The organism is Mucilaginibacter sp. L3T2-6, assembly GCF_030519355.1.
Classification (GTDB): Bacteria; Bacteroidota; Bacteroidia; order Sphingobacteriales; family Sphingobacteriaceae; genus Mucilaginibacter.
Map to the genome: position 1 here is coordinate 448233 of NZ_JAUMKC010000001.1, position 19961 is coordinate 468193.

At 42.7% G+C, this 19961-nt stretch carries 16 protein-coding genes; 12 read left to right on the plus strand and 4 right to left on the minus strand.

The window, feature by feature from the left end:
- Positions 1-32: 32 nt before the first annotated feature.
- Positions 33-3191, minus strand: a complete 3159-nt coding sequence (locus Q3W13_RS02070) for an ATP-dependent DNA helicase (protein WP_302860960.1) — start codon at positions 3189-3191, stop codon at positions 33-35.
- A gap of 114 nt (positions 3192-3305) precedes the next feature.
- Here Q3W13_RS02070 and Q3W13_RS02075 point away from each other — a divergent pair, with 114 nt between their 5' ends.
- From Q3W13_RS02075 to Q3W13_RS02085, 3 genes are all read left to right on the plus strand, one after another.
- Positions 3306-3548 carry a hypothetical protein gene (locus Q3W13_RS02075; protein ID WP_302860962.1) on the plus strand — a complete coding sequence of 81 codons (243 nt, stop codon included), beginning with the start codon at positions 3306-3308 and terminating at the stop codon, positions 3546-3548.
- A gap of 394 nt (positions 3549-3942) precedes the next feature.
- Positions 3943-5079: a GDP-mannose 4,6-dehydratase gene (gmd, locus tag Q3W13_RS02080; RefSeq protein WP_302860963.1), complete on the plus strand. Its 1137-nt coding sequence runs from the start codon at positions 3943-3945 to the stop codon at positions 5077-5079.
- Positions 5080-5091: 12 nt separating this feature from the next.
- Positions 5092-6705 carry a gliding motility protein RemB gene (locus Q3W13_RS02085; RefSeq protein ID WP_302860964.1) on the plus strand — a complete coding sequence of 538 codons (1614 nt, stop codon included), beginning with the start codon at positions 5092-5094 and terminating at the stop codon, positions 6703-6705.
- A gap of 125 nt (positions 6706-6830) precedes the next feature.
- On the opposite strand, the gene dxs is transcribed toward Q3W13_RS02085, so the two are convergent.
- The gene (gene dxs / locus Q3W13_RS02090) at positions 6831-8759 is read right to left on the minus strand and encodes a 1-deoxy-D-xylulose-5-phosphate synthase (protein WP_302860966.1); all 1929 of its coding nucleotides are present in this window, start codon (positions 8757-8759) and stop codon (positions 6831-6833) included.
- A 291-nt stretch (positions 8760-9050) separates the two neighbouring features.
- Between dxs and Q3W13_RS02095 the strand changes: the two genes are divergently transcribed.
- From Q3W13_RS02095 to Q3W13_RS02105, 3 genes are all read left to right on the plus strand, one after another.
- Positions 9051-9815, plus strand: coding sequence for a ScpA family protein (locus Q3W13_RS02095; protein WP_302860968.1), 765 nt, complete (start codon positions 9051-9053; stop codon positions 9813-9815).
- 78 nt (positions 9816-9893) lie between these two features.
- The gene (gene glyA / locus Q3W13_RS02100) at positions 9894-11186 is read left to right on the plus strand and encodes a serine hydroxymethyltransferase (protein WP_302860969.1); all 1293 of its coding nucleotides are present in this window, start codon (positions 9894-9896) and stop codon (positions 11184-11186) included.
- Between the two features lie 104 nt (positions 11187-11290).
- On the plus strand, positions 11291-11680 hold the full coding sequence (locus Q3W13_RS02105) for a response regulator (RefSeq protein WP_302860970.1): 390 nt from the start codon (positions 11291-11293) through the stop codon (positions 11678-11680).
- Positions 11681-11855: 175 nt separating this feature from the next.
- On the opposite strand, the gene Q3W13_RS02110 is transcribed toward Q3W13_RS02105, so the two are convergent.
- Together Q3W13_RS02110 and rlmN are read right to left on the minus strand one after the other, a co-directional pair.
- Positions 11856-12554 carry a ComF family protein gene (locus Q3W13_RS02110; protein ID WP_302860972.1) on the minus strand — a complete coding sequence of 233 codons (699 nt, stop codon included), beginning with the start codon at positions 12552-12554 and terminating at the stop codon, positions 11856-11858.
- Positions 12555-12614: 60 nt separating this feature from the next.
- The gene (gene rlmN, locus Q3W13_RS02115; protein WP_302860974.1) at positions 12615-13667 is read right to left on the minus strand and encodes a 23S rRNA (adenine(2503)-C(2))-methyltransferase RlmN; all 1053 of its coding nucleotides are present in this window, start codon (positions 13665-13667) and stop codon (positions 12615-12617) included.
- Between the two features lie 127 nt (positions 13668-13794).
- Here rlmN and Q3W13_RS02120 point away from each other — a divergent pair, with 127 nt between their 5' ends.
- From Q3W13_RS02120 to Q3W13_RS02145, 6 genes are all read left to right on the plus strand, one after another.
- The gene (locus Q3W13_RS02120; protein WP_302860976.1) at positions 13795-14970 is read left to right on the plus strand and encodes an amidohydrolase family protein; all 1176 of its coding nucleotides are present in this window, start codon (positions 13795-13797) and stop codon (positions 14968-14970) included.
- A 101-nt stretch (positions 14971-15071) separates the two neighbouring features.
- Positions 15072-15347: an acylphosphatase gene (locus tag Q3W13_RS02125; RefSeq protein ID WP_302860978.1), complete on the plus strand. Its 276-nt coding sequence runs from the start codon at positions 15072-15074 to the stop codon at positions 15345-15347.
- A gap of 44 nt (positions 15348-15391) precedes the next feature.
- The gene (locus Q3W13_RS02130) at positions 15392-16876 is read left to right on the plus strand and encodes a polysaccharide biosynthesis C-terminal domain-containing protein (protein WP_302860979.1); all 1485 of its coding nucleotides are present in this window, start codon (positions 15392-15394) and stop codon (positions 16874-16876) included.
- Positions 16873-17307 carry a dUTP diphosphatase gene (gene dut, locus Q3W13_RS02135; protein ID WP_302860980.1) on the plus strand — a complete coding sequence of 145 codons (435 nt, stop codon included), beginning with the start codon at positions 16873-16875 and terminating at the stop codon, positions 17305-17307. The genes Q3W13_RS02130 and dut overlap by 4 nt, the downstream gene beginning before the upstream one ends.
- A 78-nt stretch (positions 17308-17385) precedes the next feature.
- A complete protein-coding gene (locus Q3W13_RS02140; RefSeq protein ID WP_302860982.1) occupies positions 17386-19158 on the plus strand; it encodes a tetratricopeptide repeat protein in 1773 nt (590 codons plus the stop codon).
- The gene (locus tag Q3W13_RS02145) at positions 19136-19960 is read left to right on the plus strand and encodes a DUF4292 domain-containing protein (RefSeq protein ID WP_302860984.1); all 825 of its coding nucleotides are present in this window, start codon (positions 19136-19138) and stop codon (positions 19958-19960) included. Before Q3W13_RS02140 ends, Q3W13_RS02145 begins: the two co-directional genes overlap by 23 nt.
- The last annotated feature ends 1 nt before the right edge of the window (position 19961 follow it).

A 19961-nucleotide genomic window follows, 5' to 3' on the forward strand; every position in this document is an offset into this window, starting at 1 on the left:
AAAGCCACCATAGTTTGCAGCTCTGAATAAAATTACAAATTTTCCTCTTCCTGCATTACATTCCCCACCTGCTTAAAATTACTCTTCACAAAATGGCACCAATCACATTCCTTTTTGCCACAGCCGGTGGCAAACTCGTGATTCATTATTTTCTGGTAAACATCTTTTATCTGGCTGGTCACTATTTCGGTGTCCTCGGGGGTTATTACTACCTTTTCTTTGTAATACTCGTCATCAACCGGTTCAACAAATTCAAATATCGTGCTTACCACCTGCCAGTCCAGGGTACGGTCGTTATCTACCAATATCTTATAAAATACCGCCTGGCGCCAATAATCACCTCCGGGTTCTTCCAGCCCTCCGCGGTTAAATTTGTCCTTGGCGTATTTTAACTTGCCGGTTTTGTAATCCACAACAGTAACCTCCTTGCCGTTAAATTCTACTTTATCAAGGTTACCTTTTATGGGCACGCCTGCTACTTCTACATTTTTTATGCTGCGTTCGGTAACCGCGTTTTTGTTCCAGGTTTCAATATTCTGGGTATAATAAGGCGGCAGTATTTTCTCGCCATAATCCAGGCGCAATTTAAAATCTTCTTTCGTAAACGAATCCCGGTTGCGGTACATATACCAGCGGAACTCCTTCATAAAATCCTCCGTCAGCGGAAACTCATTGCCATCATCTTTTAAACTTCTGAATGCTTTGTTCAAGGCCCAGTGCACAGCCTGACCAAACGTAGCAGCCGGACTTTTACCTGAAGGTACCCTGATCAAACACTGAAAATAAAACTTTAGCGGGCAGTCCAGGTAATTGCTCAAATGCGTCACCGAAAGGGTATAATCCTGCAATAACAGGTTTATATAATTCCTGTCCAGCAGTTCCACTTTTGGCTTGTCCGCCTCGCTGAACTGCAGGGCTGCAAAGTTTATCATGGCATCGGCACTTACCTCCGGATATCGCACCTGCAAGTCTGTCTCAGCCAGGATCTCCCCTACAAATTGCGATGCCTCCTGCTCCTTGCCGTTTTTATCCTTATTAGCAAATGAAATATACAAATGCTGTTTAGCGCGTGTAAGGGCAACATAAAACAACCGGCGCGACTCTTCCTTTTGGGCTATCTCGTCGTCTGCCGCCTGTGTGAGGGTGTCCGGGTAGCTAAAGCCATGGTTGCGGCCCTTGCTGTCCCATATCTTTTTGGTGCATCCTATTAAAAATACGTGTTCAAATTCCAATCCTTTTGAGCCGTGCGCTGTAAGGAAGTTGACGCCGTTTTCCGAAAAGATAACCTGGTTCAAATCCAGCCGGATTTTATTTTCCTTCATCAGCTTGATGGTGGCTACAATATCTGCCAGCTTTATTTCCGGGTTTTTGCGGCTTTCGTCTTTTATAAAATCGAAGAAATTAGTGAGCACCTGCATATACCAGCCTTTGTCGGGCTGCTGCATGATGTATTTCAGGATGCCCATTTTAGCTATTAGTTGCTGAAAAAGCTGCTGCAACGTATTGCTGGCAGAATAGTTCAGCAGGTAATCTATATCGCTTACCAAAAACTTCATCCCATAATTCGGCGTCTTCTCAAATAGTCCGGTCTGCGCAGGCAGCTTCATGTCGCTGATATACTGCCGCATCGACGTTTTAGGCTGATTGTTACGCGACGTGGCGTAATTTTCCTGGGTTACCGCAACGCTTACCTTGGCGACTTCAATAGGCGCAATATCGAAGAAATCATAGTGCATTACCTCGAACAGCAGCTCGTCGCCGCTATAAGGCGAGTCCATTTCCATGGCGAGGTATCGCATGATATTGATGATCTTCTCACCAAATGGCAGGGTAAAGATGTCGATTTTGCGCTTGGTGTTAACGGCTACATTTTGCGTGTCCAGGTATTGAATCAGTTCCTCAACCTGGCTGTGGTTGCGATAAATCACAGCTATTTCTGCAGGCTTGGTGCCTTGTTCAAGCAACTTTTTTATTTGCTCAGCAACATCCACCAGTTCCTTACCCGGGTTTTCGTATTCATTTATCACGGGCTCAACCATTAGGCTATCGAATCGCGGATGGGCGGCTTTCAGGTTTTTATCGAGGGCTAATTGTGCTGTTAAACGTTCGCGGTTGTTGTTTATCAGCGCTTTCGAAATATCGAGAATGTGTTGATTGGAACGATAATTATGCCTTAAAACTACGGTGTAGAGTGAACTAACGTAATCATTCGCAAAGTCCAGGATGTTCTTCATATTAGCGCCCTGGAATTTGAAGATCGACTGATCGTCATCACCCACAACAAACACGTTAGGCGTTTCCCAATAATTCAATATAAATTTTAGCAGCTCATTTTGTGAACCGCTGGTGTCCTGGAACTCGTCTACCAATATATATTGATAGCGCTCCTGGTAGCGTCGCAGCAATTCTTCGTTCTCACGGAAGGCTTTTAATACCCATAGGATCATGTCGTCATAATCGTACCGGCTCCTGGCCTTCATCTTTCGGTCGAAGTTTTTATATTCACCTACTGCAGCCAGTAGTTTTTTCATGGTATCATGGGCCTTGTCGATATCTTTCTGCTTCAAGTCACCGGCTTTAATGCCCGCTTTAACGTTTGCCTTTTTATAAATGAATTCTTCGCGGTTGGGCAAATCATCCAGGTATTCCCGGACAGCTTTTTGAATAAACGCCTCATCCCAGCCTTCGCTTTTCATGGCCGAGAAAAGGCTTTTTAAACGTGGCGCATCATAGTAAATGTCGCCGGTAAAACGCTTTAGTACGTGGTCGTTCGCAAATTCATCCACCAGCTCCCGAAATAGCATCGCCGAGTCCAAATCAGACAGGGCCTCCATATTCAGCTTCCCGAAATAATCCAGGTTTTCCTGTATAATTTCATTACAAAAAGCATGGAAGGTATATATATTCACCCGGTAAGCATCAGGGCCGATAAATTCAAAAAGACGCTTGCGCATGGCCACGGCTCCGGCATCGGTATAAGTAAGGCAAAGGATTTCGTGGGCATTGGCATCGGTCTCAGTTAATATTTTACCGATGCGGGCCGCCAGTATTTGCGTTTTTCCCGTTCCCGGGCCAGCGATAACCAAAACAGGGCCATCCATTTTGTTTACTGCGGCCAGTTGTTCGGGGTTAAGCTGGGCTAATGCATCCCGAAATTTCTCGTTGTATTTGTTAGGGGTAGAAAGGTTCATTATAAGGTAAAGGTAACAAAAGGTTAGTGGAGATGGAAAAGTCTAAACGGATGTAACTCTAAATATTCTGAACGAATCAGTTTAATGAGACTTGAAAATTATGTAAATTTGAGTATGGCAACAATCGACACTATACGGGATAGATTAATCGATAAATTACTTACTATTTCAAATAAAGAATATTTGAACGCTTTAAACGAGTTGGTAGAAAAAAGCGTTTCAGGTGATAAATTGGTTCAACTTACCGATGCCCAAATTGAAATGCTAAAACTTAGCGACAAAGATATAGAGTCGGGTAATTTAATTTCACATGAGGATTTGAATAAAAACGACCTGAAGTGGTTAAACGAACTGTAGTTTGGACCGGAACGGCCGTGAGACAACGAACTGAGATTTTAAGATATTGGACAGTTAGAAACGGGTCGCCGAGATATGCAAAAAAGCTGTTAAAGCTTATTGATAACAGAATTAAGATCATCCGAAAATTTCCCGAAGCCTTCAGATTGACGATACACGCAGAAACAAGGATTTCAGCGATGGGGCACTTAGCATTTTATATAAGATAACTGAACTCAAATTATCATAACGTCATAACCAAAACGTTTTAAATCAGACGTCAATTTTTAGACATGCATCCAAAAAAGGCGACAACCGGTCAAACAAAAAAATCATCCAATCCTGTTGCGCATACCCACATTTACAATTAAATTGGATAATATTGTAGCTGTAAAGATATTACACCATTTTATTGATGAAAGTTGCTTTAATAACAGGCATAACCGGGCAGGATGGCGCCTATTTAGCGGAATTTTTGCTGAAGAAAGGCTACGAGGTACACGGCATAAAACGCAGGTCGTCGCTATTCAACACTGACCGCATTGACCACCTTTACCACGACCCGCACGAGCCTAATGTAAAACTAAAACTCCACTACGGCGACCTTACCGACTCAACCAACCTGATACGGCTTGTGCAGGAAATCCAGCCTGACGAAATATATAACCTCGCTGCTCAAAGCCATGTAAAAGTGAGCTTTGATACCCCTGAATATACTGCCAACGCGGATGGTATCGGCACTTTAAGGATACTGGAAGCAGTAAGGTTGTTGGGATTAGAAAAGAAAACCCGTATTTACCAGGCTTCTACATCTGAGCTTTACGGTTTGGTACAAGCCGTTCCGCAAAGCGAGACAACACCGTTTTATCCGCGCTCGCCTTATGCAGTGGCTAAGCTGTACGGCTACTGGATAATTGTGAATTACCGCGAGGCTTATAACATGTTTGCCTGCAATGGTATTTTGTTTAACCACGAAAGCCCTGTACGCGGCGAAACTTTTGTTACCCGCAAGATCACTCGTGCCGCAGCAAAAATTTCTATGGGTCTGCAGGATTGCCTTTATATAGGCAACTTGTCGGCACAGCGCGATTGGGGTCACGCCAAAGATTATGTAGAAGCGATGTGGCTGATGCTGCAGCATGATACGGCAGAAGATTTTGTTATTGCAACAGGGGTAACCACCACAGTAAGGGAATTCATCAAAATGAGCTTCGGCGAATTGGGCATAGAGGTAGAATTTAGCGGCAAAGATGAAAATGAACGCGGTGTAATTATCGATATGGATCAGCAAAGAATTACGGATCTTGGACTAAACCCGGACGCATTAAAATTCGGCCAGACGGTGGTGAAGGTTGATTCGAAATATTTCAGACCAACGGAAGTTGATTTGCTAATTGGCGATGCAACAAAGGCAAAGGAGAAATTGGGCTGGGTACCAAAATACGATTTACAAGCCCTGGTAAATGATATGGTGCTGTCAGACTTGCACCTGGTAAAAAAGGACGATTATTTGAAAAAAGGCGGCTTCGAAACACTCAATTATTTTGAGTAATAACCACACCCTATGAAAAAAATATTTGGTGCTTTACTTCTACTTTTTGCAGCAGTTGGCGTTGCCAGGTCGCAATCTGTTTACCAGCCTTATTCATACCAGTTTTATCAAAAGCTCAATTCGGATGTATATTCTACCAAAACGAGGCAGCATAGTTCATTAAGGCCATATTTTGCTGATGACTCACTGATAAAACACACAGTAGATTCATTATTGAACTATGGAAAAGATGGCTTGCAGCATAGTGGTTTGTACAATAAATTGTTTAATGAACATTTGATAGATTACAAAGGCGCTAATTCTACATTTTACGCCGATTTATTGCCTGATTTTGGGATAGGCAGGGAATTCTCTAATAAGCTTACCACAAATACAGTGTCGCTTGGTTTGCAGATAGGGGGCACCTTTGGTGATAAATTCAGCTATTATGTTGCCGGTTATGAAAACCAGGCAGTAGTGCCAAATTATATAGCCACCTATATTAACCAAACCGGTATTGTTCCCGGGCAGGCATATGCCAGGATCTATAAGACCAACGGCTACGATTGGGATTATATCACCGGGGTAGCATCTTATACGCCTGTTAAATATCTGAATATTTCCCTCGGCCGCGATAAAACATTTATCGGCGACGGATACCGTTCGATGTTGTTATCTGATGCCGCTTCGCCTTATCCGTTTTTCAGACTGACCGGTACCCTTGGTAATGTTAGGTATATGGCTATGTGGACGAGTTTTAATGACCCGGTAGATCTAGATGCTAACGGTAATAACCGAAAAAAAGGGGCTGTATTTCATTATCTTGACTGGAACGTAAGCAACAGGTTTTCTATTGGATTTTTCGATGCGGTTGTTTTCTATAGTAAAGATGATGCCGGCCACCGCCGTCCATTTGATCTGTCGTACCTCAATCCAATTATTTTCCTGCGTCCGGTTGAGGCCCTGAATGGTTCCCCGGATAATGCGTTAATCGGGCTTACAAGTAAATATAAAATAAGCGACGGCGTTACTGCTTATGGTCAGTTTGCGTTGGATGAATTTGAATCTGCCAGTTTTTTCTCAGGCAAGGGCAGCTACCGGAATAAGTATGGTTGGCAACTTGGCTTTAGGGGCGCAAACCTCTTTGGTGTAAAAAATTTAAATTATCTTGTTGAAACAAATTCAGCAACACCTTATACTTATTCCGAACAGCATAGCGCTATAGTGAGCTATACTGAAAATGGCGAAATGCTGGCTCATCCATGGGGCGCTAACTTCAGGGAGGTGGTAGGTTTGCTGAACTACTCTTACAAAAGGTTCGACTTTTCCGGTGAACTCGACTACGGCCATTATGGCTTGGATATCAATGGCTTAAACTATGGAAAAGATCCATTTCAAATTTATGCTGACCCGGCCAGGCAGGAAGGAAATTATATAGGCCAGGGGTTAACAACCAATATGATTTATGCTGAAGGAAAAGTAGCCTACCTGCTTAATCCGAAATATAATTTACGTTTAGAAATAGGCGGCATCATCCGGAATGAGAAAAACAGCCAGTTTACCGATAAAACAACAATGCTTACCATAGGTCTGCGCAGTTCATTCCGCAGCTTGTATAACGATTTGGCAAGATATAAGGCAAATTGATGTGCAGGTGTTGTGAGAATTGTTGAAAAAACGTGGATTCGACAATTTGAAAATAAACGAGAAGATGATTTTCAAATTGTTAGTTCATTAGCAAATTTTCTGATCCGCACATCAAAATTAGCACATCAAGAGGCAATGATATGCTTCGCCTGTTTAATTCCTAATTTCTTTACTTGTTGGACGATGGCCTGCGCATCGTAGCCGCAATCGGCCCAAAGTTCAGGTTGTTCACCATGTTCGATGATATGGTCAGGGATACCAAGACGTACGACCTGCGACTTATAACTGTTATCAGCCATAAATTCCAGTACTGCACTGCCCATGCCGCCTTCAAGGCAGCCATCCTCCACGGTGATAATCTTTTCAAATTTTTGGAATACTTCGTGCAAGAGGGCTTCATCCAGGGGCTTTACAAAGCGCAGGTCATAATGTGCCGGGTGAAAGCCCTCGTCATTCAATACAGCAATTGCCTTCACTGCTTCATTGCCTATAGCACCTATTGACAGAATCGCAATTTCTTCACCGTCAGAAATCATACGGCCTTTGCCAACTTTGATAGCCTTTAACGGGCGCTGCCAGTCTACCATAACCCCATTGCCTCGCGGATACCGTATCACAAACGGCCCCATATCATCCTGCTGCGCGGTAAACATCAGGTTACGCAATTCCTCTTCGTTCATTGGCGCAGATACCGTCATGTTTGGTATACAGCGCATATAAGCAAGATCGTAAGCTCCGTGATGTGTAGGGCCATCAGCACCGGCAAGACCGGCCCTGTCCAGGCAGAAAACTACGTTAAGGTTTTGTATTGCAACGTCATGTATCACCTGGTCGTAAGCGCGTTGCATAAAACTTGAGTAGATATTACAAAATGGTATTAATCCCTGCGATGCCAAACCAGCGGAGAAAGTTACCGCATGTTGCTCAGCGATACCTACGTCAAATGCCCGGTTTGGCATGGCCTTCATCATGAGGTTAAGTGAGCATCCTGAGGGCATGGCAGGCGTAATACCCATTATCTTTGGGTTTTGCTCAGCAAGTTCAATTATGGTATGACCGAAGACATCCTGATATTTAGGCGGCTGTGGCTTATCAGACTTTGATTTCTTTATTTCGCCGGTGATCTTATCGAACAGTCCGGGAGCATGCCACTTGGTCTGATCTTTTTCCGCTAATGCATAGCCTTTACCTTTTACGGTGACACAGTGCAGCAACTTGGGGCCGGGGATATCGCGCAAATCGCGCAGCACGCGTACCAAATGTTCAACATCATGCCCGTCTATAGGGCCAAAGTACCTGAATTTAAGCGCCTCAAAAAAATTGCTCTTTTTAAGGAGAGTCCCTTTAATGCTTTTCTCCAGCTTTTGGGCAATTTTAAATGCATCGGGCCCTATTGCCGAGATCTTCGCTAATATATTGGCAATGTCGTCCCTGAAGCGGTTATAGGGCTTTGAGGTAGTAATATCAGTTAAATACTCCTTCAACGCTCCCACGTTAGGGTCGATAGACATGTTGTTGTCGTTCAATATTACCAGCAAGTTGGAGTTTTCGATACCTGCATGGTTAAGTGCTTCGAAAGCCATGCCGGCAGTCATAGAACCATCGCCTATAACAGCAACATGTTGCCTGTCGGTTTCGCCTTTGTAATGTGAAGCTACAGCCATACCTAAGGCCGCAGAAATTGAAGTGGAAGAGTGGCCTACGCCAAAGGTGTCATAAACACTTTCTGAACGTTTGGGGAAACCGCTGATACCTCCATGTACACGGTTGGTATGGAATAAATCCCGGCGGCCGGTTAATATCTTATGACCATAGGCCTGGTGGCCAACATCCCACACCAATTGGTCGTAGGGTGTGTTCAGCACGTACTGTAGTGCCACCGTCAATTCAACAACGCCGAGGCTGGCAGCAAAGTGCCCGCCGTTTACCGAAACTACATCAATAATAAATTGACGCAATTCCTGGCATACTTGTTTTAGTTCATCCTCTTTTAGCTTTCTTAGATCGGAAGGGGAGTTGATGGTTTGAAGTAAATTGCCTGCTGGTACCTGCATTTAAGTCCTTAGATATTTAACTTACAAAGTACGGCAATTTATTATGAATTAACATCAATATTTAATAAACATTATAAAATGGTTGTTGAAAATGGCCTAAGTTACTTCCATCATATTTCAGTTGGAGATAAACAGCGTCAATTATATCGGCTATTGCTTACTCTCCTTATTAAAACAGCCTTATGTTATCAGCTTAAATTTAGCAGTGGTTGGTGCACAATTTAAAATATCAGCCTGTCATACAGCTTTCAGAGCTTTAAAACGCTAAAAAATTAAATTACTTTTGAGCCGATGATGGTCGAGGAAAATTTTGAAATAAAGCTGCCGCAGTTTGAGGGCCCCTTTGACCTGCTGCTGTTTTTTATTGAAAGGGATGAACTGGAAATACACGACATCCCTATTGCCAAGATTACTGACGACTTTTTAGAATACATTCACCACATGACCAGCCTGAACATGGAACTGGCCAGTGAATTTATTATAGTGGCAGCTACCCTGATGCGCATCAAGGCAAAAATGCTGCTGCCACGGTACGACGCTGATGCCGAAGCTAACGAGGAAGACAGTAAAGAAAATCTTATACGTAAGCTGGTTGAATATAAAAAGTTCAAAGAGATATGTGAAGAACTGCACCCGCTGGAAGACGAGCGGTTTTTGCAGGAAAAACGCGGAAATGTAAAGTTTGATATTGAACAAGCGGAAGCCATCCCCCAGCCGGGCGAAGAATTATCAGAGCTTAACCTGTATAAGCTGATGATGGTTTACAGCCGTCTGCTAAAGCGCTTCGAAAATCGCAGCGTTGAAGTTACCCATACGGTGGTGCAATACCCTTATACTATCGAGCAGCAAAAAAAATCAATAGGCGATTTATTGCGTATAAATAAAATGCTGGATTTTAATGCCATCAGGGAACGCTCTGAAAATAAAGTTCACTTTGTGTATAATTTTCTGGCGGTTTTAGAGATGCTGCAGCAGGAATTAATAGATATACAGATAGGGTTGGGCTATAATAATTTCTGGATTTCGGCAAAGCAGGCCGAAAGCTATCAGCCTTGATCTCGTATTCTGTTTTTTAAAGCTTTTAGCTTTCCGCTTTACGCTCAAAGTCTTACATTTGCGCCATTACCACAATCCATGAAAAGAGACAAATTAATATTCAAGCTATTGGATGAAGAGCAGGAGCGCCAGGAAGAGGGCATAGAGCTTATTGCATCCGAAAATTTTGTTAGCAGGCAGGTTATGGAAGCCGCCGGTTCGGTGGCAACCAATAAATATGCCGAAGGCCTGCCGGGTAAACGTTACTACGGCGGCTGCCAGGTGGTTGATGAAATTGAAACGATAGCTATTGAAAGAGCCAAACAATTGTTTAACGCCGAATGGGTGAATGTGCAGCCGCATTCAGGTGCACAGGCCAATGCCGCAGTTATGTTGGCAGTGCTGAATCCGGGCGATAAAATTTTGGGCTTCGATTTGTCTCATGGGGGGCATTTAACGCATGGTTCACATGTAAATTTTTCCGGAAAATTATATGAGCCTCATTTTTATGGGGTGAAGAAAGAAACCGGCCTGGTTGATTACGATCAGTTGAAAAAAGTTGCCCTGGAGCAAAAGCCAAAGCTGATCATTTGCGGCGCTTCTGCATACTCGCGCGATTGGGATTATGAGTTTATCCGAAAAGTAGCTGATGAAGTTGGCGCTTTGGTGCTGGCCGATATCTCGCATCCTGCCGGCCTTATAGCCCGCGGTTTGTTAAGCGACCCGCTGTCGCATTGTCATATTGTTACTACTACTACTCATAAAACCCTGCGTGGTCCGCGTGGTGGTATGATCATGCTGGGCAAAGACTTTGAAAATCCGTGGGGATTGAAAACTCCGAAGGGCGAAATCAAGATGATGTCGTCGTTGTTGGATATGGCGGTATTCCCGGGCACGCAGGGTGGCCCGCTTGAGCATATCATTGCTGCAAAAGCGGTTGCCTTCGGCGAGGCGTTGAGCGAGGATTATATGAAATATATAGTCCAGGTGAAAAAGAACGGTGCAGCTATGGCTAAGGCCTTTACCGAAAAAGGCTACGATATTGTTTCCGGAGGTACTGATAACCATTTGATATTAATAGACCTGCGTAATAAAAACATAACGGGTAAAGCTGCTGAGAACGCCCTGGTAGCGGCTGACATCACGGTAAATAAAAATATGGTGCCTTATGATGATAAATCACCATTTGTCACGTCGGGTATTAGGGTAGGAACTGCTGCAATTACTACCCGCGAAATGAAAGAAAAACAAATGGCGGAAATTGTTGACTTGATTGACCAGGTGATCACCGACCCTGAAAATGAGGAAAACCTCAAGAAAGTACGTAAAAAAGTTCATAAGCTGATGCACGATTACCCACTGTATCGTGCGAAGCATACGGAGATAGATTAGCTTTTTATAGAGACGCAAAATGTTGCGTCTCTATATATAAATCACAACCTTTTTGCATTAGCTTCGTATAAGGCCATAATTTACCCATATTAATTTAAAGAAAAGTGGAAACCGAACTTAATATAAATGTGCTGGTTGTAGATGATAACAACATCAACAGGCTTTTAATTAATAAAGTACTGGGAAAATGGGGAGCACAGGCTGATTTTGCCGAAAACGGCCGCCAGGCTGTGGAAAAGGTAACTGCCAATAAAAATTACGATGTTGTTTTGATGGATGTTTATATGCCGGAAATGGGGGGGATAGAAGCCACTAAGATAATCCGGGCACAACAGGACAGCTATTTTCAGCAACTGCCTATCATAGCGCTTACCGCATCTATGCTAAGTACAGAAAAAGAAGAAATGAGCAATGCGGGGATGAATGATTATATCCTTAAACCTTTTGAGCCAAAAAGCCTTTTCGAAAAGCTGAGCGCTTATCAGAAAGTATAATTAATTTGCGGATTTCGGATGTGCTAATGTGCGGATGAAAAATTTGAAAATTTGATAATGAGCTGATTTGAAGATTTTCTTCTCTCCATTTTCAAATTATCGAATTAATATGTCTTCAAATCAATAATAAATTTACACATACTTTGTAATCGCACATCTGCATATTCGCACATCATCACTCCGCGTAAGCAATAGTAGCAATACTCAATTTCAACCCTTCAATTTCAAGCAGTTTTGCACCACAGGCTTCGAGCGTTGACCCGGTGGTAACAACGTCATCTACCAGTAAGATATGCTTGTTTTCCAATCTTTCGGGATTTTTGACAGTGAATACTTCCTGCATATTCTGAAATCGCGCGAACCTTGATTTGCGGGTTTGTGTTTCGGTAGCCTTTATGCGCACCAGGTTGTCAAGTTCAACCACACCATTTAACTTTGCTGCCAGCCCCCCGGCAAAACAGGCGCTTTGGTTATAGCCGCGCCTTTGCATCCGTTTTTTATGGAGTGGGACGGGAATAATATAATCTATTGCTTTAAAAATGTCATTTTGTACGAGCTGATCACCGGCCATATTCCCGGCAAGGTTACCTACCCGCTGCTGTCCGTTATATTTCAGTTCATGCATCAGGTTTTGCACCTTGCCGCCTTTGGTGAAATAGAAAAGCGCATAAGCGGCCTCAACCTTTATTTTGCCCCAAAATTGGCGTGCCACAATATTATCTGGCTGCTGGTGAAAATTGGTATATGGTAAATTGAAGCGGCAACCGGCACACAGTAAATCTTCGCCGGTTACCAATGTCTCGCGGCAGGCCACGCATAGCTCTGGAAATAGCAGCGAGACAAAATCGGCGAGATAGGTTTTTTGCAAATTCACGCTATTAAATTACGAAATCAAATAATTATTCGCACACCGGCACATTTGCATATCCGCACATCAAACAGCATCCTTTATTGCCAATTGACCGCAGGCTGCATCTATATCCTTACCGCGGCTGCGGCGTAGATGAACATTAACGCCGTGCTTTTTAAGGTGATTGGCAAAGGCCCCCACCTTGTCCTCGCCGGCATTAATAAAGGCAGCCATTGAGATTGGGTTATATTCTATAATATTCACCTTGCAGGGCAGGTGCTTACAAAACTGCGCCAATTCCTCTGCATCCTGGATATTATCATTAAAGCCATCAAAGATGATATACTCATAGGTTACCGGGTTCTTGGTTTTGGCGTAATAATATTTTAAAGCTTCCGACAGCGCCTTTAGTGAATTTTGCTCGTTTATCGGCATAATGGTGTCGCGCTTTTGATCGTTAGCGGCATGCAGTGAAAGAGCGAGATTAAACTTTACGTTATCATCGCCCAATTTTTTTATCATTTTGGCGATACCTGCCGTGGACACGGTAATTCTTTTTGCCGCCATATTAAGCCCGTCTTCCGACGTAATCTTGTCTATCGAGGCCAGCACATTTTTGTAATTGAGCAATGGTTCGCCCATACCCATGTAAACAATGTTTGAAAGCGGAATGCCATAATTTTCACGTGCCTGCCGGTCTATCAGCACAACCTGGTCATAAATTTCATCAGGATTCAGATTGCGTTTCCGCTCCATATAACCGGTTGCGCAAAACTTACAGGTAAGGCTGCAGCCAACTTGCGACGACACACAGGCGGTCATCCGTTCTGGCGTAGGAATTAAAACACCTTCTATTAAATGAGTATCGTGTAAAATAAAAGAATTTTTTATAGTTTTATCCGCGCTATACTGTGAGTTATGAATTTTAACATTATTAATGATGAAATTCTCGTCCAGCCTGGCCCTTAGTTCTTTAGAAACATTACTCATCTCGTCGAAAGAAAAGCATGATTTTTTCCAAAGCCACTCGTATACCTGTTTTGCTCTGAAGCTTTTTTCGCCCATTTGGGTAAAATGCAATTGCAATTCAGGCAAAGTCAGGCTACGGATATCTATTTTTTTCCTTGTATCGGTCACGGTACAAAGGTACAAAATAAAAAAACTATCTTTTTTTCAAAGACATTCTTTTATATTTAAAACAATAACTTAAAGTTAATGTATTTTACTTGTTGGATTTGTCACGGGAAGTGTTACTGATACTTAAATGAAAAGTTTTAAAGCCGATTACGTTTATCCTGTTTGTGCCGATCCAATTAAAAATGGAATTGTTACCGTTGATGACAATGGGAAGATAACCGCTGTTGTTGACCCCGCAACGCTAACTGAGCCGCCCGATACGCCTGTGGAACAGGTGAGTGGTATTATTTGCCCGGGCTTTGTAAATGCCCATTGCCACCTTGAACTTTCTCATCTTAAAGAAAAGTTGAGACAACGGGCCGGCCTGGTCAATTTTATTATAGATGTTCAGGCACTGCGGGGCGCAGACAGCGCCCTGGTTCTGGATGCCATTGAACAGGCCGACGCCGAAATGTACGAAAACGGTATTGTAGCCGTAGGCGACATTTCGAACACCAATGTCACAATCGATAAAAAAAGAAATAGTAAACTATACTACCATACCTTTATCGAAACCTTTGGCTTTTTACCCGGCCGTGCAAACGAGGTGTTTGAGAACGCCCTCGCGCTAATGAATGAGTTTAAGCCTTTGCCATGCTCTGTTACCCCGCATGCGCCGTATTCCGTATCGAAGGAATTGTTTAAACTTCTGCAAAAACATTCTGAAACCGGCCATAATCTTATTAGCATTCATAACCAGGAATGCGAGGACGAAAATAAATTTTACAGGTATAAGCAGGGCACCTTTAACGATTTATATGCCCATTTTGGGTTAGATATAACGCACTTCAAGCCGCAGGCACGTAATTCGATACAATCCATACTGCCCTTGCTTACAAACAAGCAACAAATTTTACTGGTACACAATACATGTACAAATTTGAAAGACATTTACTTTATCAAACGTTTCGACAAAAAGATAAATTTCTGTTTTTGCCCTAATGCTAACCTTTATATTGAGGGAAGGCTACCCAAGATAGAGCTGTTCATTGGTCAGGGTTATAATATTACCCTCGGTACTGATAGTCTTGCATCCAACAATAAGTTGTGTATTTTAAACGAAATGCGTTCGATACAGGAGAAGTTTCCGGTAATAAGCACACAGCAGCTTATTGAGTGGGGGACACTGAACGGGGCAAGATATTTCGGTATTGATAACGAAAAAGGCTCGATAGAGGTTGGAAAAACTCCCGGACTTAACCTCATAACCGGTCTTGATGGATGGAAAATAACACCGGAAACGAAAGTAAAGCGATTGTTTTAACGTTGAAAGGTGTAACGTTGCGGTGTTACCAATAGCATAAACAGCATGACTAAGAATTCGCAAACTTTCTTAACATTGCAGCGTTTCACCATTTTAACCAAATGACAACCCATCTCAAAATCACCATAAAAGGCAGAGTACAGGGCGTCTTCTACCGTGCATCTACTAAGGCTGTTGCAGACCAGCTTGGTGTTAAAGGAATTGTAAAAAACCTGCCTGATGGCGATGTTTTTATCGAAGCCGAGGGCGACAAAATGTCGCTTGGAATGTTTTTGGACTGGTGCCGTGAAGGGCCCGAAAATGCGGAGGTTACTTCTGTTGAAACTAATGAAGGCGAATTGAAAAACTATCGTAATTTTGAAGTGATTAAAAGATAGTAAGCAATCCAGGCTGATAACATCAAAATTCTTTAATATTACCATTGTCGACCGCTAAAAAATTTGCAGGGCAAACCGCCATTTACGGATTAAGTACCATTATCCAGCGGTTAATCGGCTCTGTGCTGACGCCGCTTTACACCACAGCCTATAACCCCGGTATCTATAGTATTTTCACTACCATGTTCAGTTATGCATCAATTTTAAATGCAATACTGGCATTTGGCATGGAAACCACTTTTTTCCGATACCTGAACAAAGTGCAGGAGAATAAACGCCAGGTTTACAACAACAGCTTCTGGGCCGTTGCGGGGCTTACTGCCGTGTTTTTTTTATGTGTCTATCCGTTTGCGCACCAAATAGCCGGCTTTATAAAATTTGGGGATACGCCTCAGTCGGAGTTCGAAAGGTACATCAGGTATTTTGTTTGGGTATTGGTGCTTGATAATCTTTGTGTGCTTCCTTTCGCTAAACTGCGCGCCGACGGCCGGCCAATGAAATATGGCTTGGTTAAAGTTGTGAATATTGCTGTAATGCTATCATTAAACCTGATACTTATTTTCGGTGTGCCGTTTTGGATAAACCATAATTTGACAGGTGCGGATTGGATGGCAGGTTGGTATCATCCTGGTTGGATCGGGTATGTTTTTATATCAAATATTGCTGCAAGCTTGGTTACTTTTCTGATGCTACTACCTCAGTTGATGATGGTGCAGTTTAACTTTAACCGGGTAATATTTGGCGATATGCTGGGTTACAGCTGGCCCGTATTGATTGCAAACCTGTCATTTATTATCAACGAAAATCTTGATAAACTGCTATTGGGCAAATTATTGCGTGACAACATTGCCAAGCATGACGTGGGAGTTTATTCAGGATGTGCAAAGTTATCTATCTTCCTCAGCATATTTGTTCAGGCGTTCCGACTGGGCGCCGAGCCTTTCTTTTTTAATCACGCAAAAAACAAAAATTCAGGGCAAACCTACGCCCGTATTATGGATTATTTTGTGATAGCCATCTGCCTGATGTTTGTCGGTATAGTAGCAAACATACAGATATTAAAGTACTATGTACCGAACCACAATTATTGGGAAGGGCTCGGCGTGGTCCCTCCGTTATTGTTCGGTTATGTTAGTCTCGGCGTGTACATGAATCTTTCTGTATGGTACAAGTTGTCTGACCAAACTAAGTACGGCTTGTATATATCGGGTATCGGCGCCATTATTACCATTATCTTTAACGTGCTGTTTATACCAAAATACAGTTACATGGCATCAGCATGGGTATCATTTGCTGCTTACACGGCTATGATGATCATGTCGTATATATGGGGGCAAAAAAACTATCCCATCCCATATAATCTGAAAAAGAACCTGGCTTATATTATAATTTCGGTTGTATTCGTTTATTTATCTTTCTATGTATTTAAACGTAATATATTTGCAGGGAACCTGCTGTTTATACTATTTATAGCCGGCGCTTATTTAAAAGAAGGAAAAGAATTAAAAGCTATTTTTAACAGGCGATGAATATCAGGATTATTAATAAATCGAAAAATAGCTTACCCGCATACGAAACAGTTCACGCAGCCGGGATGGATCTTCGCGCTGACCTTTCCGAAGCCATTAAGCTTAAACCAATGGAGCGCAGATTAGTCTCAACTGGGTTGTTTATTGAATTGCCTGAAGGATTTGAGGCACAGATACGCCCCCGCAGTGGTTTGGCGTTTAAGCATGGCATAGGTATAGTTAATTCACCCGGAACCATAGATGCCGATTACCGCGGTGAAATTAAAGTGTTGCTGATAAATTATTCTGACCAGGATTTCGAAATAAATACCGGCGACAGGATAGCCCAGATGGTAGTGGCTCGCCACGAAAGGGTGGTATGGCAAGAGGCCGAAGAGTTGAACGAAACTGTGAGAGGCGCTGGCGGATACGGGCATACAGGGCATAAGTAGTTAGCAGTAGCAGTGGTGAGTAGCAGTAGATTCTTTGAGTCAGGATTCAGAATCTTAAAAGAATTGATAAGACAAAGGATGAAAGTTTCAGAATCAAGATATTTTAAAATAGGCAGGCGGTATACCCCCTGTGCTGCGGCTGTTTTGACCCTTGTCTTTTGTCTCTTGATTCTGTCTTCGAATGGCCAGGATAAAAAAGTTATAGTAGTTGCAGGTAAGCATCTGACTCCAACTGATAGTGCTACGGTAAAGCAACTTTTCTTTTCGGCCTTACGTGAGAAAGCCATCGATAATAATAACATGGCCACCGAGTTTTTTGACCGGATCATGCAGATTGACCCTTCGAATGATGCCACGTTATATGAGCTTTCTATCATAAAAAAACTAAAAAAGAATTATGCCGGTGCGCAGGATTTGCTCGAAAGGGCGGTTACTGTGAATCCCGATAACGAATGGTATTGGGTTGCACTGGCAGACTGTTATGAGAAGAGCAACAGCTACGCCAAGCTGGAAAATGTATTTAATGAGCTGATAAGGCTTGATCCAGAAAAAACCGACTATTACTATGACAAGGCAAATGCACTTTTTTATCAGGGTAAATACGATGAAGCACTGGCGGTTTACAAAAAGATTGAAGAGCAAACCGGCATAACTGACGATTTGCTGGCCAACCGGCAGAAAATTTACCTGAAACAAAATAAGATTGATTTGGCCGCCCGTCAGCTGGAGCAAATGATTGCTAATGATCCTTCCCAGATAAAGTACTACCTGTTTTTGTCGCAGCTTTACAGTTCGAATAACCAGCCTGATAAAGCGCTTAAAATTTTGCAGGACGGCGAGAAAATTAAGCCTAATAGTGGCTTGGTACATCTGGCCCTCGCCGATATTTACCGGGATAAAAAGAATATCGACGCCAGCTATAATGAGTTAAACCTTGCTTTTGCCATTCCCGATCTTGACATTGAGCAAAAGATAAAGATTATTGGCGGATACCTGCCCCGTTTTCCGGACCCCAACGCCCGGGCCAGCGCACTTGAATTAAGTAAGCTGTTAATTACCGCACACCCGAACGATGCCCGCGCATTTTCTATTTATGGCGATATGTTACTGCAAAATGATAAAAGTAAAGAGGCCAGGGTAATGTACCAAAAATCGGTGGCGCTGAATGCGCAGGTCTACGAGGTGCAAGAACAACTTGTGCGGCTCGATCTTGCGGATAACGACATTGCCGCTGCAATAAAGGATGGGGAAAACTCCCTGTCCCTTTTTCCGAACCAGGCCTGGATGAATTATTTGGTTGGGGTGGCCTGGTTGCAAAAAAAAGACTACCACAAAGCGTTGGATTACATAAAAAATGCAACTTCACTGGAACTTCAGGATAAGGATCTACTTTCGCAGAGTTTTTCGGCCTTGGGCGATTGTTATCACGATTTAAAGGATAACAAAAGTTCGGACGAGGCTTATGATAAGGCCCTGACCTATAATCCGGATAATGCATTCACGCTGAATAATTATTCCTATTATCTGTCCTTAAGAGGTGAAGCCTTGGAGAAGGCAGCAAAAATGTCGAAGCATTCGAATGAACTTCAGCCTAAGAATGCTTCATTTGAGGATACCTATGCCTGGATTTTATTCAGGCAGAAAGATTATGCAGGTGCAAAAATCTGGATTGAAAAAGCTTTAGCTGACGATAAGGACAAAACTGCCACCAAAATGGAACATTATGGGGATATTTTGTTTTATTTAGGGAACGTGGACAGTGCAGTTGATTACTGGAAAAAAGCTAAGGATGCCGGCGGCAAGTCGCCGTTTTTGGAACAAAAGATAAATGAGAGAAAGTATATTGAATAACGGATTAGCTATCCGCTCTTCTGTCAAATTAATAGCATTATGCTGCTTGTTGCTGGTTTTTAGCTGTAAAAGCAAAAAGCAGATATTGGTAAACAGGGTTGCAAAAGATACCGTTTCAAACGCCAACGCTGTAAATACAAAAACCGCCCGGCTAGCGGCGATACGGGCTGCTCAAACAAATTTCAATACGTTCTCTGGCAAGGCAAAAACCAGGCTGGACATAAACGGCAATAGTAACGATGTAACGCTGAACATAAGGATACAGCGTGATAAAAAAATTTGGGTATCTGTTACTGCGATTGCCGGTATTGAAGTAGCCCGCGCTATGATTACGCCTGACAGCTTGCTGCTGATAAATAAGCTGCAAAGCGTTTACCTGCGCAAACCTTTTAATTATGTAAATAAATATGCGGGCAAGCAGGTAAATTACAAAACGTTGGAATCGGTGATGATGGGTAATGCGATACCGGAATTGCTTACGGAAGATGCTGAATTTAATTCAGCCAATGGCAATATCACGTTAACCGGCAGTTTGAACGAGATGGTTTTTAAATTGATTCTTGGTCCGGATCTAAAGGTTACTCAAACAAATTTAAGCAACCAGGCTGCCGGTCAGTCGCTGCAGGTTACCAACAGCGCGTTCATACAGGCAACGAACCGGGTTACGCCATCGCAAATAGATATCAACTCATCAGTAAAAGATAAAAAAATGCAGGTTAATTTGCATTTTATAAAAATAGACTTTGATCTGCCGCTGGAATTTCCATTCAACATTCCATCGCGGTACACACCGGCAGATTAAC

Coding starts and splice junctions, on each gene's coding strand:
- Q3W13_RS02070 (WP_302860960.1), bottom strand. CDS start 3,191: ATGAACCTTTCTACCCCTAACAAATACAACGAGAAATTTCGGGATGCA.
- Q3W13_RS02075 (WP_302860962.1), top strand. CDS start 3,306: ATGGCAACAATCGACACTATACGGGATAGATTAATCGATAAATTACTT.
- gmd (WP_302860963.1), top strand. CDS start 3,943: ATGAAAGTTGCTTTAATAACAGGCATAACCGGGCAGGATGGCGCCTAT.
- Q3W13_RS02085 (WP_302860964.1), top strand. CDS start 5,092: ATGAAAAAAATATTTGGTGCTTTACTTCTACTTTTTGCAGCAGTTGGC.
- dxs (WP_302860966.1), bottom strand. CDS start 8,759: ATGCAGGTACCAGCAGGCAATTTACTTCAAACCATCAACTCCCCTTCC.
- Q3W13_RS02095 (WP_302860968.1), top strand. CDS start 9,051: ATGATGGTCGAGGAAAATTTTGAAATAAAGCTGCCGCAGTTTGAGGGC.
- glyA (WP_302860969.1), top strand. CDS start 9,894: ATGAAAAGAGACAAATTAATATTCAAGCTATTGGATGAAGAGCAGGAG.
- Q3W13_RS02120 (WP_302860976.1), top strand. CDS start 13,795: ATGAAAAGTTTTAAAGCCGATTACGTTTATCCTGTTTGTGCCGATCCA.
- Q3W13_RS02125 (WP_302860978.1), top strand. CDS start 15,072: ATGACAACCCATCTCAAAATCACCATAAAAGGCAGAGTACAGGGCGTC.
- dut (WP_302860980.1), top strand. CDS start 16,873: ATGAATATCAGGATTATTAATAAATCGAAAAATAGCTTACCCGCATAC.
- Q3W13_RS02140 (WP_302860982.1), top strand. CDS start 17,386: ATGAAAGTTTCAGAATCAAGATATTTTAAAATAGGCAGGCGGTATACC.
- Q3W13_RS02145 (WP_302860984.1), top strand. CDS start 19,136: ATGAGAGAAAGTATATTGAATAACGGATTAGCTATCCGCTCTTCTGTC.